This window comes from Salinisphaera sp. SPP-AMP-43 (assembly GCF_049568105.1).
Classification (GTDB): Bacteria; Pseudomonadota; Gammaproteobacteria; order Nevskiales; family Salinisphaeraceae; genus Salinisphaera.
In genome coordinates this window covers 1634058-1650916 of record NZ_CP145335.1, presented here as the reverse complement: position 1 = coordinate 1650916, position 16859 = coordinate 1634058, and the positions used below count along the sequence as shown (strand labels likewise).

Below are 16859 nucleotides of genomic sequence, written 5' to 3'. Positions count from 1 at the left end.
TAGAAGCAAAACGACTGCAGAGCGAACGTATTCACGGTATGGGACTATTCAACTTTCGGATATGAGAAGTCTTGCGTAGGGACAAACCCCAGTAGCATTGTGTTGTCTTTGAAACAGCCGGTTACGGTTATCGTTTCAAGAAATAACGACAGACACTGACCAATATGCCCGACTCCCTGAAAATATGTATTCTCCCAGGTATATCCATGGGCATTTCTTGCCACCTTCGCTTAACTCATATGCCGGCTTATCTTCTAGTAAATTGAGGCGGCCTAAGATATCGAGAACAACCAAGACACAGACTTCAATATCTGTCGCTTAATTAAGGTCAAAAACCTTTTTAATCGCACTGAGCCACAGCTTCGTCGCCCATCGAACGAATATTTCTTAACTGAACTGGTCGGCATTGACACACAGATCGAAAGTTAGCCACGTAATCGCATATTCCAGTCACTGGCGAGCCTGTCTCGACCGGCTTTTTTTGACACCGTGACCCCTGCCCAATAAGCTCTTTCGGCCAACAGCCGCGATTACTGGCTCTCATGCCGCCACCTGTTTACGCTCAGGCCATGGCCAACGCGGAAATCTTTGCAAGGGGACATTTATGGATACAAGCGAGCGGGTCGAGGAACTCGAGGAACGCTACGATTTCGATTACGAAATCGGTGAAGACAATATCCATCCGTTCGGACTGGATTTACACAACCCTGTGTTCATCTGGAGTGCCGTACTCATCGGATTGTTCGTAGTCGGCTCGATGATCTTTCCCGAAGTCGCCAAAACGGGATTGGCTGGCGCACGCGACTGGGTGATCAACAGCTTCGATTGGCTGTTTCTCGTAGCCGGCAACGTGTTCGTGGTGTTCTGCCTGATCTTGATCTGCCTGCCCCACGGCCGCGTTCGTTTGGGCGGCCAGGATGCCGAGCCTGAATTCTCGCTCCCCTCCTGGTTCGCCATGTTGTTCGCAGCAGGCATGGGCATCGGTTTGATGTTTTGGAGTGTAGCCGAGCCGGTCGGCTACTTTACCGAATGGTCCGGTACGCCGCTGGGCGTATCCGGTGGCGACCAGCAGTCCAAGACCGCAGCCTTGGGTGCCGTGATGTACCACTGGGCGCTGCATCCCTGGGCCATCTACGGCGTGGTCGCGCTCTCCCTGGCCTTTTTCGCTTATAACAAGGAAATGCCGCTGTCGATTCGTTCGACGTTCTATCCGATGTTCGGCGAGCGTGTCTGGGGCACTCTGGGCGATATCATCGATACGCTGGCTGTCCTGGCCACCATCTTCGGGCTGGCGACATCGCTGGGCTTCGGGGCCCAGCAGGCTGCCGGCGGTATCGAATTCCTGTTCGGTGTGCCAGCGAACCTACCGCTGGAGATGGGCATCATCGCCGGGGTGACCGTGGTTGCCCTCATCTCCGTGCTGCGCGGTATCGATGGCGGCGTTAAGCTGATTAGTAACATCAACATGGGTCTGGCGGGTCTATTGCTGCTGTTCGTGATCATCGCCGGTTCGGCCATGGCATTTGCCGGCAACCTGCTCACGACGTTTGGCGGCTATGCCGAATATATACTTCCGCTGAGCAACCCGGTCGGCCGTGACGATCAGACCTTCTACCATTCCTGGACTATTTTCTATTGGGCCTGGTGGATCTCCTGGTCGCCGTTTGTCGGCATGTTCATCGCCCGTGTTTCCCGTGGCCGCACAGTGCGGGAATTTCTCATCGCGGTACTCATCGTGCCGACCGTCGTGACCGGCATTTGGATGACAGCCTTTGGCGGCGCCGGCCTCGATCAGGCGCTCAATGGCGTTGGCTCGCTGGCGGGTGGTATTCAGGACTCGTCGCTCACGCTATTTCGCATGCTGGACAACATGCCGTGGACCAGTGTGACCTCGTTCCTGGCGATCGTGCTGGTTCTGGTGTTTTTCATCACCTCTTCAGACTCCGGCTCGCTGGTGATCGATACGATCACCGCCGGCGGCAAGACCGAAGCCCCGGTATCGCAACGCGTATTCTGGTGTGCTGCCGAAGGCTTCATCGCTGCTGCCCTACTCTTGGTCGGCGGCGACGATGCGCTCTCGGCCCTGCAGGCGGCGTCAGTCACCACTGGTCTGCCGTTTACGATCGTGCTGCTGCTCATGTGCTACTCCCTGCTCAAGGGAATCAACCACGAGTACAAGCTGCTCAAGCTACTCGATAAGCAGGAAGCGAAAGCGACCTAGAACCGCTACGGCTAGCAAGCTGCCGCATAAGGGCAGGCGTGTCATGCGCCTGCCCTTTTTTTATTGCGCTATATGGCGCTAGCTCGCAACACCTACGATAAGACATTGCGGGACTCGATCACCGGGCTCCTGCCTGCCCCTTCACTACCTAGCCACCGACACAAGACTGTTGCAGATCCTAGCCCTCGGCCACTCGATAATCCGATGATTCATGAGCGTGTTGGAGGAACCGTATGGTGCGTTGATCGGATATGGTGCCGTGTCTAACAGCGGCTGGGCTGGCTTGGATCCCCCGCTGGAATGCCGAAACCGAGATCACACTCGCCAGCTCGATAGCAACACAGCTCGATTGGGTCGACCATACCGACGGCCACGACCGCACGTCGATCGAGCCCACCGCCGCGGTTGCGGCGCCATATGGTCGACCACGGGCAATGACACGACTCGGGCGGCTTATTCATATGCGATCTATCAACCATCGTTCGCAGGCCAGACCACTCACCGCTGACCCGCGCCTCAAGGCCGCGCCCAGGGCCCGATCGCCGACGCTGATCTATCACATTACGGCCTCGCAGCAAGCGGATAAGCGCAGCTGTGCTCTACCTCATCGCAGTGTCGGCATCGTATTTTGGCCCTCAATCTCAGCGATCGAACCACAGGCCAGTGATATTGACGCCCATCAAAAAATCGGCGGCGCAAAAGGTTTAAAGAAAACGGAGTGTCTTTCTGGCGCTCAGGGGCAAGGTGAATGGGCCGTTTCGCTCTCGGGACGATCGTTGCGCTCCGGTGGGATACACGGGCCGCCCCATACGCGGGCTGATCGCAATCTGGGCAGCGACTTGGCTGTTTATGGCGCTATGGCTATCGCTCAGCGCCCATGCGCAGATCCCGTCTTCCGAATCGCCCGGCATACAAAGCGCCGATGTGGTGGTCAACGGCGAGGTTGTGTTCCCGGTCCGCGGTATATCGGCGTTTCCAGCAGGCAAGCGCGCACGTCAGATCGCCGAGCAGATCGTCATTCTGGCCAAGGACAACTCGTTTTCACCTGATGCGCTAACGATTCGCGACACCAGCTGGGGCAGCGAAATCGACGCCCGCGGGCATCGTTTGTTCACGATCGTCGATGCCGACGTTGCCCTACAGGGGCCAGGCATCGAACGGCGGGTGCTCGCCGAGACGTACCGACAACGGATTGCCGAGGTGATTCGCGATTATCGCCGCGACCGCACGCCGCGTGTATTACTGGCCAACCTGGGCCGTGCGGTACTTATCCTGGCATTGTTAGCGGGCGTGCTGTTCGTCAGCGTACGTGGTTTTCGCTGGCTGGAAGCCCTGCTAGAGCGACACTTCAAGCAGCGGCTGGTCGCACTGGAAAATCGCACGATCGGCAGTCTGATCCTGCAGGCCGAACAGCTCTGGCAGCTTCTGAGGACTACTCTCAAGTTGTTCCGGACGCTACTGGCGGTGCTCGCTGCGTATGTTCTGGTCAATATCGTTCTGGGCCTGTTCCCCTGGACCCGACAGCTGTCCCTGCTCCTGCTCGATTATCTCATCACTCCGCTGCTCAGGATCGGCACCGCCGTTCTGGATTACATACCCAGCCTGGTGTTCCTACTCGTGCTGATCTGGATCGTACGGTACGCGATTCGAGTTACGCGGCTGTTTTTCGCCGCGGTAGCCCACCAACGCCTGCAGCTCAAATGGTTCGAAGCCGAATGGGCCTGGCCGACGTATCGGATCGTGCGTGCCGTGCTGATCCTGGTCGCCATCATCTTGGCCTATCCTTATATCCCGGGCTCCGGGTCCGACGCTTTCAAGGGGGTCAGCATTCTGATCGGCGTGCTGTTCTCCTTGGGCTCAACCTCGGTGATTGCCAACATCATCGCCGGCTACACCATGACCTACCGGCGTGCGTTCCGGGTGGGCGATCGTATTCGCATCGAGCAAACCGTTGGCGACGTTACCGACATCCGCGTACTCGTCACTCATCTTCGCTCGCTCAAGAATGAGGAAGTGATACTGCCCAATTCCAAGATCCTGAACAGCGATGTGGTGAACTACAGCTCGCTGGCAAAGGAACGGGGCCTACTCCTGCATACCACCGTCGGCATCGGTTATGACGTGTCCTGGCGCCAGGTCGAGGCCATGCTGCTCTCGGCCGCCGACCGCACCGAAGGATTGCTGCGACAGCCCCGTCCGTTCGTGTTGCAACAAGCGCTTGGCGACTTCGCGGTGAGCTATGAACTCAACGTCTACTGCGACGACGCAAGCCAGATGATGCAGCTTTACACCGCCTTACACCGCAATATCCAGGACGTTTTCAACGAACACAGCGTCCAGATCATGACGCCTCATTATATGGGCGACACACCTGAGCCCAAATTCGTACCCAAGGATGAATGGTAGATCGCTGTTCGCCACATCGAACATCGGTTTCCCGCAAAACGATGCCTGCTTCGTCACGGAAACAACTTGCATGCGAGCACAGCTGGCGCATTACTGTCTTTCTGCCTTGTTGGAGACATACGCCCAAAGCAGCGATCTTTTTCTATCGACGACGAGGATTTTCGCCATGACACGACGCTCATATTTCGCAGCGAGCCTAGCCGCCGTTGCAACCCTGTGCACAACGATCATCCTGGCCCCGCTGACCGCAGACGCCTGCACGCGCGTGGTCTATCTCGGCGCCGGAGGCAATATCGTCACTGCCCGCTCGATGGACTGGAAAGAAGACGTCGGCACCAATCTATACATTCTGCCGCGCGGCATGCAGCGCGACGGCGCGGTCGGCCCCAACTCTGTTCGCTGGCGGGCCCGATACGGCTCGGTCGTCGCCACCGGCTACGATGTTTCTACGACCGATGGAGCGAACGAAAAAGGCTTGATGGCCAACGTGCTCTGGCTGACGGAATCGCAATACCCGAGTTTCGATCGCGACAGCAAACCGGGGCTGACGATCGCTGCTTGGGCCCAATACGCGCTCGATAATTTCGCCACCGTGGCCGAAGCGGTCGACGCACTGAAAGACCCGCCCTTCACACTCGTGACCAGCAACGTACCGGGCCAGAATCGGCTTACGACGCTACACTTGGCCTTATCGGATGTTAACGGCGATAGCGCTATCGTCGAATATATCGACGGTCGGCCGGTTATCCACCACGGCCGGCAATACCAAGTGATGACCAATTCGCCGACCTTCGATCAGCAATTGGCCCTCGATGCCTACTGGAAACAGATTGGCGGCACGGTCATGCTGCCCGGGACCAACCGGGCTTCGGACCGCTTCGCTCGGGCCTCGTTTTATATCAATGCCATTCCCAAAAGCGCGCCACCCAATCGATCACTGGCCAGCGTGTTCGGCGTGATCCGCAATGTATCGGTGCCCTACGGCATCGCGACACCGGACCAGCCCGAAATCTCATCGACGCGCTGGCGTACGGTCTTCGACCACAAACGCCGACTGTATTTTTTCGAATCCGCACTGACGCCCAATACGTTCTGGGTCGACCTGAAAAAGATCGACTTTTCGAAACACACCGGGCAGGTGATGAAACTCGACCTTGGGCCTAACCAAGACCACACCTTTAACGGCGATACCACGGCCGACTTCGTCGCCTCCCAACCGTTTCGTTTCCTCGGTCTGCCATAGCCGCGTTCAAACCAGAGCGACTGCCGATCGCGGTCGCCGGAGGCTTCGCGAGGGGCAGCTACCGGCCGCCTCAATTCGCCGATACGCGACCATCATTGTCGCTCGACACCCATCGGATCTGGCGAGGATCATCCACGTCGACGTGGGTCTGGTAGTAGTACTTGCCGATGGGCCGACCGTTGCGCATGAGATCGATATGCACACGCTTCGCCCGGCCGACCACCCGGATCTTTTGGCCGATTAAAAGACGCTTGCGTGGTTCATCGAACCGGGAAGCCAACTGCTGTGCGACGGACTCGGGCATCACGATCGTTAAATTGTCGGCATCCCGATAATTCGAAAGCGAATCGAGATAGACCATGCCTTTGTCGGCGCCCACGCTCCGAACGGTCATCACAAATGTGCCATGAGCACCGTAGAGCGGGTTGGCCTTGGCCTTTTGAATTGCCTGTTCGGGGGTTAGCCATTCATCGCGCGGCGCTGGCTTGTTGGGGGCCGTAGCACAGGCGCCTAGCGCAATGAGGATGCCGAACAACAAGAGACGGGCCAAACGGTAGCATATGCCAGAGCAGCAGCAACAGCGATCTTAAGGATTCAACGTATCAGAACGTATCAGGCCGTTCAATTATATAAAAATGGGATTATACGAAATATCACTCAAATCTTCTGTTTTTAATAAATCTTCCGGAAGACAACGCATCGATCCTAACGTCCCCTCGCCTATCGCTTGATGCACAGCACGGCTCGCCCCACAGCAGGTTTTATCTAAATCAAATTTCAGGACCGCACTATCGAGTTTAATTACAGGTATTGATAGCCTGCCCAGGGCGGCCGCTGCCGCGTTCCCCAAAGGGCCTTGCCACTTTTCGATCGCCGTGCCTCGCCCATACCCACCGCCAGAAAATCGTCCGTGCCGGGCCGAACCCAACCCGCCGCACCCCGACCGCCGCGATGAGCCGCTGCCCTGGCAACGCCCCAAGCCGCTCGCGGAAGACGCCGACGCACCAAGCCGCATACAGGCGATACTCGGTAGCGACAGCTATCGGCAGGCCGACGAAGACCCTGGTTTTTTCCATCGTGACGACACCCGCGGACTACGGCTACAGGTCGACTATCTCAAGCCCGAACTGCTGCTCAACGAGCACGGCATCGAGCATACGATCGTCGTCTTTGGCAGTACCCGCATCCCCGAGCCGTGGGTAGCCCGTCAAAACGTAGCCGATCTGGAAACGGCTTCGGCCGCCTCACCCGACGACCGCCGCTTGGCCCAACGCCTGGCGATCGCCAGGCGCATCGCGGCCAAGAGCCATTATTACGACATCGCCCGGGCCTTCGGCCGGCGTGTTTCCGATGCCTTGGCCGACCGCCCCAATTACCGGGCCGTAGTCGTGACCGGCGGCGGCCCTGGCATCATGGAAGCCGCCAATCGCGGCGCCTTCGATGCCGGGGCCCAGAGTGTGGGCCTAAACATCACCCTGCCCCACGAGCAATACCCAAACCCCTATATCACCCCGCGGCTATGCTTTCGCTTCCACTACTTCGCTCTGCGCAAGCTGCATTTTTTGTTGCGGGCCCGGGCGCTGGTGGCTTTCCCCGGCGGCTACGGCACGCTCGACGAGCTATTCGAAACCCTCACCTTGGTCCAGACCCGCAAGATCAAACCGCTGCCGATCGTGCTGGTCGGCCGCGAATACTGGGAACGCGCCATCGATATCGATTTCATGATCGCCGAGGGCGTTATCGATATCGAAGACGGCGACCTGTTTTGGTACGCGGAAACCGCCGACGAGATCTGGGATGGTATCCAGCGCTGGTACGCCGCCTGTGGCGAGCCGTTGTTTCTACCCGGCCAGTTCGACTAGCTGGCTAGGCAGATCCACCCAGCACTAACGAATACGTCCCGGCGACGTCGCTTACAGCGTCGATCACGGCATGCCCGTTCCGACTAGCCAGTCGAATGCCCCAGTTCGCGTATTCGTCGGCGACGCTTCATACAGACATAGGGAAGCTCGCCGCCAAACCGTAACGCAAGCCGGACTCACAAGTCCCACCTGCAGACCAACGGCTCGACCGATTCCAGCAACAGCAGCCAAGTTGTCCTCCGCAGCATACAAAGCCGGCAACAACCCGCTTGGATACGCGATGCGTTCCGCGCCCACGCTTGATCGCGGCAAGTCGCTCCCCCAATATCCGCGAACCGTTGCCATGCCGTTTCAGCCTTGCATGCCCAGACGACTCACTTAAATTTTTCAACCGGCGAACGGCGTGCCAGCCAATGAATGATGTGCTGCCCGGCCGACTTGCGATCCTCGACGAGCTATGGCCCGCCTGGCTTCAACCAGCACCGAAGCGTGTCGTTGGTCGCGGCGCCCCTCGCGGGCGCTACTGTATTCAAAACGCAAACGACGTGCGCTCCAGTCTGCGTTGTTTCGTTAAAAACCACTGTATTCCATGATCATTCCGACCATACCCAGAGTGCGCCAGATTATCGGGGAAGTCTGGAAACCTCTCCTTCTGATGATGGTCTGGGACGTGATCATCACGGTCCTGTACTACGTACACCCCGGCGAGAATTCGCCCTACGAAGTCCTTGAGCTGCCGGCCGTCTCGCTGACCCTGCTCGGCACCGTGATCGCCCTGTTTCTAGGCTTTCGCACCAACTCCGCCTATGCCCGCTGGTGGGAAGGGCGTGTCCTGTGGGGGCGGTTGCTCAATGCCTCGCGCAACATCGGCCGTGATAGCGTCGCCTTCATCGGCCGGGATAACGAGCACACCACCCAGCTTAGCGACGCCGTCGTGCTCAACCAGGCCGCGTTCGTGCACACGTTGCGATGCCAGCTTCGCGGCATTCATCACGATCGCGCCGTCGAGCGCCTGCTCGATGCACAAGTTGCCGAACGGGTCCTTCGCCGTAGCAACCCCGCCAACGCTATTCTGGAAGAAAACGCCAAGTTGATCGCCAAGGGCCAGAAACAGGGGCTGATCGACACGATTCAACAAACCCAGATGGATCGCGTGCTCATCGAGATCGCGAATTCTCAGGGCGGGCTGGAACGCATCAAGAATACCCCACTGCCCATGCAGTACCGGTTCTTCCCCCATCTGTTCGTGCGACTGTTCTGCTTACTGCTGCCGATCAGCATCGTCTCGTCATTCGGCTGGTTCACCCCGATCGGTTCGACCCTAGTCGGGCTTATGTTCCTAGCCGCACTGCGCGTCGGCGACGACCTCGTCGATCCATTCGCCAATTCACCGCATGACCTGCCACTGACCTCGATCTGTACCGTCATCGAAACCGACTTGGTGGAGTCGATCGGGCATCCCGCCCCCGAGCCGGTAACGCCCGTGAACGGTGTTCTCTGGTAGTCGTGTAGCAGACTACACCGACCGCAGCCCGTTATTCTTTCCGTAAGTAGTCTGGCAATGGGCACAGGTATGCCTGTTAAGACCTGTGCCCTTGTACTGAGCCGACTGAGCTGCCTTCATGAATATTTTCCGTTGCCCGCGGCCGTCTTCTCGGGGCACAAGACACTCGTGCTACCCGACTCGATCACCCACGATTCGGCCGCCTTTCTTGCTCGATCACGCCAGACTCAAATCACACGTGTCACTATAGCCGTGAACGTCGCAATGCCGACGATCATAAGGACAATCGATACTGCCAGAGCCGGCGATTTCATTTTCATGTCTGACTCTGGCGCGATCTGGTCGAATGGCGCTGTTCGCAGGTAATGGAGAATCGATCGGTACTGCCAAATCGCTATGGCCAGCACCACAACGCTCGCGGCAATAAGAGTAAGACCGAATATTTTCGACGCTCGCGGAAAATAAGCCGGTTTCACCCCGGTTTCGGTTTCCAGATATTGAAAGAATTTGGCGATTGTAAACCCGAAGCCGAGCAAGGCTATCGCTGTGCGCTCCCATGAAAGAATGGTCCGTTCCAGACTCAGCCGGGTACGGATCCAGGAAAAATGACTGTCGGCTGTTGCTCTTACTTCGAACTTCGACGAGGATTTTTCGGAAACGTCAGACATAGTAGCCAACCTCTCGGAACCGGCCGATCCTTTTCGGGTGAGCTTTTAGTTTTTCTTGCCGCCGTTACGCCGCATGATGCGATTCAATGGTCCGCGAAACAAAAGATAGGGGATGACAGCCAAGATCATGCCGGCAAGAAAAGCGCCGATCAGTCGGAACCCCCCAAACACTGCATACTGAAATATGAGATCGATAACGATGGCGACGACGAATACCTTGCCTATCGACTTCCACCCATGGCGCAACATCTCGCGTCGCTGGGCCGGGTAAGTAAAGAGCCCCCAGAAATACGGCGGTTTTTGCTCGCGCGCGTCCTTGATGCCATCTCGAATACCGAAATAAAGCGCGATTAATGGCTGTACGATCAAACGAAAGCTGAAAGGCCCCTCGACGCGAGCCAACAAGCCGTCAAAAAAACTCAAATGCTCAGGCATGATGTCCATTGTTCGACAACCTCCACTTGGGCAAGCGGACGACTTTTCAGCTTTTAAAACTCTGACCTGGTTGCGAGATCTGAACGGGTCATTGCGTTTGCTTATCCGCCGGGGCTGCTTTCTGCCAGGGCCATCGGCCTTCCACCTCGACGGTTAGGGTCCATCCTAGAAATGTCCGCACCAGAACGAGCGCACTCAGGACTGCGACATTCGTGAGTGATGGGGTCAGAGCAACGGTACGAATAATATCGGCGGCAACGAGTAGTTCGAGTCCGACCAGTAACGATTGCCCGATCGCAACCCGGTAGCGGCTGTAGGCTGCCTCGCCCACTTGATGGATGTGAATAAGCCACCGAATCGTTACCCACGCTATGAAACAGACCATAATGGCCACGGCGAGAACTTCGATCGCCACCGCGGCGATTTCGATCCAGATCCGAATGGTGTCCATGGCCTAATTCTCCGCCGCAACGCTCGCGAGCCAGCCCCTGCACCGAGCCCATGCATACAGCGCGAGACTAAACGGGCCGCCATCGCGCCTGGCCGCCCGATAGCTATCCCCCCTCCGGCGACGCACAGCGATACCGAGGCCGACGAGACAAACGGGCCTTATCCGCAAGTTGCAGCCTCGATCGTCCAGCCGCAGGCCGTTCATTGGCACGGTATGCAGAACGCGCTGGTTTGGGGCGCGGTATGGCTTCGTTAACGCAAAGGCCGGTTCAAAGCGCTTGAGCCCCATGGCCATTCCGGCATTGCCATCGGGCGGCCTGCAGGCGGCGCCGGTCACGGAATGGCGACGATATTGTGGCAACGCGCGCTGTTGTCGATGTTGGGGCCGAGTGGTTTGGGCGGTTGATAAAGTACGGCGACAACATGCATACCGGCCGCCGACGGCGGCCGGCGCCCTCGCTTGAAGACCGACCGGCCATCTCTTGTTCATTGCCGGGCCAGGGCAAGGCGAACGGCCTGGGCCGGATCGATCTCGTGCTCGCCCGGGTCTTCTTCGATGGACAGCAACGCCCCCCTGACCGTGCCGTTGAAGCGATTGCCCACGGGTCCATAGTCCGGCGAGACCGGCGCCCCGCTGTCCTCGCCCACATCGAGGCCATCATCGGCGGAGAAGACCATTGCCAGAGTCGCGTCGATATCGCCCTCGCCGACCTGCTCGCCATCGGTGTACAGGGTCACCCGGCCGCCTTTGCCCATACCGCCGCCGGCATAGGCAAATTCCATGCGGACCTGATGATCGCCCGCGGGCAGCGGACTCGTCGCTTCGACGAAGAAGTGCTTGAAGCCGCCCCAGTTGAAGCAGTACTTGAGTTTGCCGTTCTTGGCATAGAGGCTCCAGCCGCCGATATTCGCACCCTGGCAGATGATCACGCCGTCGGCAGCGCCCTGCTCCGGTACGGTGATCTCGGCAGTGACGGCGTGCGATTTGTTCTTGAGGTTAAGAACACAGTTTTCCAGCAGGCGCCCCATGCCGGGGAACAGAAGCTGGGTCTTGCCCTTGACCAGTACCGGCCGGCCGGCAGTGTCCGGGTTGAGTTTCTTGCTCATCTCGTCGTCAAGCGGCAGCACCTTGTAGCGCGTGGCCTCGATCAGCCAAAGGCGTTGCAACTCATGCAGTTTTTGCGGCTGCGTCTTGGCAAGATCCTTCGCCTGGGTCCAGTCTACGTTCGTGTCATACAGTTCCCAGACATCGTCGTCGAACGCCGGCTGTTTTTCGTCCAGAATCCACGGCGTCCGATGCTTGGTCACCGCGGTCCAGCCTTTGTGGTAGATGCCGCGGTTGCCGAACATCTCGAAATACTGCAGGTCGTGCCGCTCCGGCGCCTTGGCATCGTTGAACGAATACAACATGCTCAGCCCCTCAATCGGGTCCTGGGCAATGCCGTTCACCGAGACCGGCTCGGGCAGCCCTGCCGCTTCGAGAACCGTCGGTGCTACGTCGATGACATGGGAAAATTGCGAGCGAATCTCGCCCTTGGCCTTGATCCCCTTCGGCCAATGAACGACGGTCCCGTTGCGTGTGCCACCCCAGTGTGACGCCACCTGCTTGGTCCACTGATAGGGCGTGCACATTGCATGCGCCCAGCCCACCGCATAGTGGTTGTATGAATCGGGCCCGCCGAGCTTGTCGATCCGCTCCGTCAGGTACTCAGGGGTCTCGAGCGCCTGCAGAGAATTGAAGTAACTCATCTCGTTGTAACAGCCGTTGATCGAGCCTTCGGCCGATGCACCGTTGTCGCCGATGATGTAGTAGACGAGGGTGTCTTCGAGGACGTCGAGTTTGTCCAGCGACTCGACCAGGCGCCCAACATGGTGATCGGTGTATTCCAGAAAGCCGGCATACACCTCCATCTCCCGGGCCAATACCGGCTTGAAGGCTTCCGGCATTTCCTCCCAGGCGGGGATCTGTTCATGGCGCTTGGTCAGCTCGCAGTCTTCCGGGATGACGCCGAGTTTCTTTTGTTGGGCGAAGATCTCTTCGCGCAGCGCGTCCCAGCCCTGATCGAACCTGCTTTTGTACTTATCGGCCCATTCTTTGGGCACATGATGCGGCGCATGGGTGGCACCGGGCGCAAAGTAGACAAAGAACGGCTTGTCGGGCGTCAACGCTTTCTGCTGGCCTATCCACTTGAGCGCCTTGTCGGTCATGTCGTCCATCAAGTGGTAGCCCTCTTCCGGGGTCTTTTTCAGTTCGACCGGAATCGTGCCCTCATAAAGGGTGGGATACCATTGATTGGCTTCGCCGCCGATGAAGCCATAGAAGTATTCGAAGCCGCCGCCGCCCGTGGGCCAGGCGTCGTACGGCCCGGCCGGGCTCGTCTGCCACACCGGCACCTCATGACACTTGCCGAACTGTGCGGTGCTGTAGCCGTTGAGCTTCAGCGTGCGCGCCAGCGGCGACATGGAGTTGGGCAGTACCGAGCAATAGCCCGGCGCGCCGGTGGCGATCTCGGTGATTCCTCCCATACCGGCGGAGTGATGATTGCGCCCCGTAAGCAAGGCCTGTCGCGTAGGAGAACACAGAGCCGTGGTGTGGAAGCGGTTGTACTTCAAACCACCTGCCGCCAGCTTTTCTGCCGTCGGCGTCTCGCACGGGCCACCGAAGGCACTGGAAGCACCGAACCCCACATCATCGAGAAGGACAATCAGTACGTTGGGAGCGCCTTCGGGCGGGCGCAGTTGCTCGATCGGCGGGAAAGTGCTGTCCGGATCCTTAGCGTCGTACGCAATAAAGCGGGGGTTGTGGGTGTTCGGTATCGGCAGATGCGAACGGTGCTTGTTGTCTTCAGTGCTCATGATCACCTCAACGAGTATCCAATTCCTGCCTCACATACGTGCGCCGAGCACGCTTTTCGGTTCGCATATCGATCCGATGTGGCAGGTCACCGAGTTGTGGATCCGGCGGGCGCCGGCTCGAAGATCATCTGCGCCTAGCGACCGAGATAATTCGGGCGAACGCCAGGGATCAACACGGGGCTGATCGCGGGCCGGCTTTGGTTGATCTCGGTCTGTCTCCTCATCCAAACGAAGCGCCAGAAGCCAAGTTAGGCTCACGACAAATAGCAGTATTGACTCAGGTCACATCCCCGAATGAACACGATAATGCGGGTGAGTACGTCGCTAGCCCGTGCCCCGCGTTAAACCGTACTCAATCGATCGATCTCGCGAAAACGGCAAATACCGCCTTGATATCGGCCGCACCGCTTTGGCGGTATTCCTGTTTCTTCGCCCGGCGTTGTACGGCCCGGGGACAGCATCCTGCGTTCGGGCGTAGCGCGTACGCATCCAGAAGAGATAGCGGTCGGTGGCCACTTCGATTTGGAAGCGTGGTGCCGTCGAAGCAGCCTACGCCGAGCCTGCGCCGGCCCATTCGCACCGACTCGCTCAATTTTTCCAGGGTTGTTCAGGTACTGTTCGGCCCCGTTCTAAAGCCAAATTTTATGTATAAAAGATAACAATAAAGCCAGAGCGGCGATATACTGCCCTCTCGACACTGTAGGCGACCGTGACACCAGTAAGCGGGGAACCCTAGCGATGGCCGAGAAAAAGACATATCCGGAGCAATATACCGAGCAGGTTTTCAACGGAAAGGTCGCGCTCGATGTCCGCGACTCACAACCTGACTGGGCGCCCTACAGTCCGCCACTGGCGCCCGACGACGCACCCAACGTCCTGTTCATCCTGTACGACGACACCGGACTGGCGTCGTGGTCGCCCTTCGGCGGACGGATCGACATGCCGGCAGCCCAGAAACTGGCGGACCGCGGCCTGTTGTATTCGCAGTGGCACACGACCGCGCTGTGTTCGCCTACCCGCTCCACCGTCCTGACCGGCCGGAACCACCATCTCAACGGCTTCGCCGCGATCGCCGAGGCAACCAATGGCTTCCCCGGACAGCATGGTCGCCTCCCCGATCAATGCGCCACGGTCTCCCAGATCCTGCAGGATGCCGGCTGGAGCACTTTCTGGGTGGGCAAGAACCACAACGTGCCCGAGCAGGACAATGCGCCCGGCGGCTACCGCGCGACCTGGCCCTTGCAGCAGGGCTTCGACCGCTTCTACGGTTTCCTGGGCGGCGAGACCAATCAGTGGTATCCGGACCTGGTTGAAGACAACCACTTCATCGATCAACCCTATACGCCCGCCGAGGGCTACCATCTGTCGAAGGATCTGGCCGATCAGGCGCTGCGCATGATCCGTGACAACAAGGCCAGCAACCCTTCCAAGCCCTGGTATATGTGGTTCTGTCCCGGCGCCAACCATGCCCCGCACCATTGCCCCCAGGATTACATCGACAAGTACAAGGGCAAGTTCGACGATGGCTACGAGGCCTATCGCGAGTGGGTGTTGCCCCGCATGATCGACAAAGGCGTCTTGCCCGAAGGCACCCAACTGACCCCAATCAACCCGATGCCGGATGACCAAGCGCTCGCCGGCGATTACGTCAAGCCATGGGATAGCTTGAGCGACGACGAGAAAAAGCTCTTCGCGCGCATGGCCGAGGTATGGGCCGGTTTCTCGGAATATACCGATGCCCAGATCGGACGCATCATCGACTATCTGGAAGAATCCGGCCAGCTCGACAACACGCTGGTGTTCTATGCTGCCGATAACGGCGCTTCGGGCGAAGGCTCGCCCAACGGCTCGGTCAACGAAAACAAGTTCTTCAACGGTTTTCCCGATACCCTCGAGGAAAACATGAAGTTGATCGACAAACTGGGCGGCCCCGACGCCTACAACCACTTTCCCACGGGCTGGGCAGTGGCCTTCTCGGCGCCGTTCAAGATGTTCAAACGCTACTCGGAGTATTCCGGTGGTACCTGCGATCCGCTGATCGTCTCCTGGCCTAAGGGCATGCAGGCACGCGGCGAGATCCGGCATCAGTATCACCACTCGACCGATATCGTGCCCACCATCCTCGATGTGTGCGGTCTAGAAATGCCGGACACCTACCGCGGCGTGCAGCAATACCCACTTTCCGGTGTTTCGATGCGCTACAGCTTCGACGCCGATGCCGATGGACCGACCCAGAAGCAGCGCCAGTATTTCGCCATGCTCGGCTCGCGCGGCATCTGGGAAGATGGCTGGCGGGCGGGCGCTGTCCATGCACCGCTCTCCGGCCGCGGACACTTCGATCAGGACCGATGGGAGCTGTATCACGTGGCCGAAGATCGTTCCGAATCGACCGACCTGGCCGAAACGTACCCGGACAAGCTAGAGCACCTCAAGCAGGTATGGATGGATGAGGCCCGCAAGAACCTAGTGCTGCCGCTGGACGACCGGCCTGCCGTAGAAATTCTGTCCGGTATAGAGCGGCCGTCGTCCGAAGCCCCTCAGGATCGATACATTTACTATCCCGATACCACCGCCGTCCCCGAAGGGGTCGCGGTTAACCTACGCGGGCGGTCGTACAAGATTCTGGCCAACGTCGAGGTTGGCGAAAACACCTCAGGCGTGATTTTCGCCCATGGCTCCCGGTTTGGCGGGCACTCGCTGTTCATAAAAGACAAGAAGCTGTACTACGTATACAACTTCCTCGGCATCCCGCCAGAGCAGAAGCTCGTCTCCAGCGAAGAGCTCACACCGGGCCAGTACACGCTCGGGGTGGCCTTCAACCGCGAAACGGCCGGTCAATACGGTGAGTCGCACGGGATCGCCCAGCTGTATATCGACGACAAGATGGTCGCCGAAGGACCAATGCGGACCCAGACCGGCAAATTCACGCTATGCGGGGACGGCCTGTGCGTCGGCCGCGACAGTGCCGATGCGGTCGCCTCGGAATACACGCCCGAGACCCAGGGCGAGTTCACCGGCGGCACGATCCAGTTCGTGGAAGTCTCGGTAGAACAGCAACAGTACCGAGATCTCGAACAGGAGATGGCGGCCGCGATGGCAGTCGACTAAGCCCGGCGGGCCTATCCATGGGCCGCCAGCCCACCGCAGCGGGCGGCGCGGCATGAATCTTCGTGCCTGCGCCGCTCTTGCTATCGACGGACGTCCCGAGGAGGAA

11 protein-coding genes are annotated in these 16859 nt (G+C 58.8%); 6 read left to right on the top strand and 5 right to left on the bottom strand.

All coding sequences use genetic code 11. The features are described 5' to 3' along the window. Positions 1-604: 604 nt before the first annotated feature. The 3 genes from V5738_RS07010 (at position 605) to V5738_RS07000 (ending at position 5870) form a co-directional block, all read left to right on the top strand. Positions 605-2221, top strand: a complete 1617-nt coding sequence (locus tag V5738_RS07010; RefSeq protein ID WP_423823713.1) for a BCCT family transporter — start codon at positions 605-607, stop codon at positions 2219-2221. 849 nt (positions 2222-3070) lie between these two features. Next, the gene (locus V5738_RS07005; protein ID WP_423823712.1) at positions 3071-4627 is read left to right on the top strand and encodes a mechanosensitive ion channel family protein; all 1557 of its coding nucleotides are present in this window, start codon (positions 3071-3073) and stop codon (positions 4625-4627) included. Between the two features lie 166 nt (positions 4628-4793). Next, positions 4794-5870 carry a linear amide C-N hydrolase gene (locus V5738_RS07000; RefSeq protein WP_423823711.1) on the top strand — a complete coding sequence of 359 codons (1077 nt, stop codon included), beginning with the start codon at positions 4794-4796 and terminating at the stop codon, positions 5868-5870. A gap of 70 nt (positions 5871-5940) precedes the next feature. Here the strand turns inward: V5738_RS07000 and V5738_RS06995 are convergent, their stop codons facing one another. Further along, on the bottom strand, positions 5941-6420 hold the full coding sequence (locus tag V5738_RS06995; protein WP_423823710.1) for a hypothetical protein: 480 nt from the start codon (positions 6418-6420) through the stop codon (positions 5941-5943). Positions 6421-6745: 325 nt separating this feature from the next. Here V5738_RS06995 and V5738_RS06990 point away from each other — a divergent pair, with 325 nt between their 5' ends. Continuing rightward, positions 6746-7732, top strand: a complete 987-nt coding sequence (locus V5738_RS06990; protein ID WP_423823709.1) for an LOG family protein — start codon at positions 6746-6748, stop codon at positions 7730-7732. Between the two features lie 589 nt (positions 7733-8321). Then, positions 8322-9236, top strand: a complete 915-nt coding sequence (locus V5738_RS06985; RefSeq protein ID WP_423823708.1) for a bestrophin family protein — start codon at positions 8322-8324, stop codon at positions 9234-9236. 227 nt (positions 9237-9463) lie between these two features. Here the strand turns inward: V5738_RS06985 and V5738_RS06980 are convergent, their stop codons facing one another. From V5738_RS06980 to V5738_RS06965, 4 genes are all read right to left on the bottom strand, one after another. After that, positions 9464-9904 carry a YidH family protein gene (locus tag V5738_RS06980; RefSeq protein ID WP_423823707.1) on the bottom strand — a complete coding sequence of 147 codons (441 nt, stop codon included), beginning with the start codon at positions 9902-9904 and terminating at the stop codon, positions 9464-9466. A gap of 45 nt (positions 9905-9949) precedes the next feature. Beyond that, complete coding sequence (locus tag V5738_RS06975; RefSeq protein ID WP_423823706.1) at positions 9950-10348, bottom strand: hypothetical protein; 399 nt, start codon at positions 10346-10348, stop codon at positions 9950-9952. Between the two features lie 79 nt (positions 10349-10427). Beyond that, complete coding sequence (locus V5738_RS06970) at positions 10428-10790, bottom strand: DUF1622 domain-containing protein (protein ID WP_423823705.1); 363 nt, start codon at positions 10788-10790, stop codon at positions 10428-10430. 485 nt (positions 10791-11275) lie between these two features. Next, complete coding sequence (locus tag V5738_RS06965; protein ID WP_423823704.1) at positions 11276-13645, bottom strand: arylsulfatase; 2370 nt, start codon at positions 13643-13645, stop codon at positions 11276-11278. Between the two features lie 738 nt (positions 13646-14383). On the opposite strand from V5738_RS06965, the gene V5738_RS06960 reads away from it, so the two are divergent. Further along, positions 14384-16753, top strand: coding sequence for an arylsulfatase (locus tag V5738_RS06960; protein ID WP_423823703.1), 2370 nt, complete (start codon positions 14384-14386; stop codon positions 16751-16753). The last annotated feature ends 106 nt before the right edge of the window (positions 16754-16859 follow it).

What these genes read in the sequence shown, in the direction of transcription:
- V5738_RS06970 (WP_423823705.1), bottom strand. Translation starts at nt 10,790, where the DNA reads ATGGACACCATTCGGATCTGGATCGAAATCGCCGCGGTGGCGATCGAA.
- V5738_RS07010 (WP_423823713.1), top strand. Translation starts at nt 605, where the DNA reads ATGGATACAAGCGAGCGGGTCGAGGAACTCGAGGAACGCTACGATTTC.
- V5738_RS06965 (WP_423823704.1), bottom strand. Translation starts at nt 13,645, where the DNA reads ATGAGCACTGAAGACAACAAGCACCGTTCGCATCTGCCGATACCGAAC.
- V5738_RS06975 (WP_423823706.1), bottom strand. Translation starts at nt 10,348, where the DNA reads ATGGACATCATGCCTGAGCATTTGAGTTTTTTTGACGGCTTGTTGGCT.
- V5738_RS06980 (WP_423823707.1), bottom strand. Translation starts at nt 9,904, where the DNA reads ATGTCTGACGTTTCCGAAAAATCCTCGTCGAAGTTCGAAGTAAGAGCA.
- V5738_RS06985 (WP_423823708.1), top strand. Translation starts at nt 8,322, where the DNA reads ATGATCATTCCGACCATACCCAGAGTGCGCCAGATTATCGGGGAAGTC.
- V5738_RS07005 (WP_423823712.1), top strand. Translation starts at nt 3,071, where the DNA reads ATGGCGCTATGGCTATCGCTCAGCGCCCATGCGCAGATCCCGTCTTCC.
- V5738_RS07000 (WP_423823711.1), top strand. Translation starts at nt 4,794, where the DNA reads ATGACACGACGCTCATATTTCGCAGCGAGCCTAGCCGCCGTTGCAACC.
- V5738_RS06960 (WP_423823703.1), top strand. Translation starts at nt 14,384, where the DNA reads ATGGCCGAGAAAAAGACATATCCGGAGCAATATACCGAGCAGGTTTTC.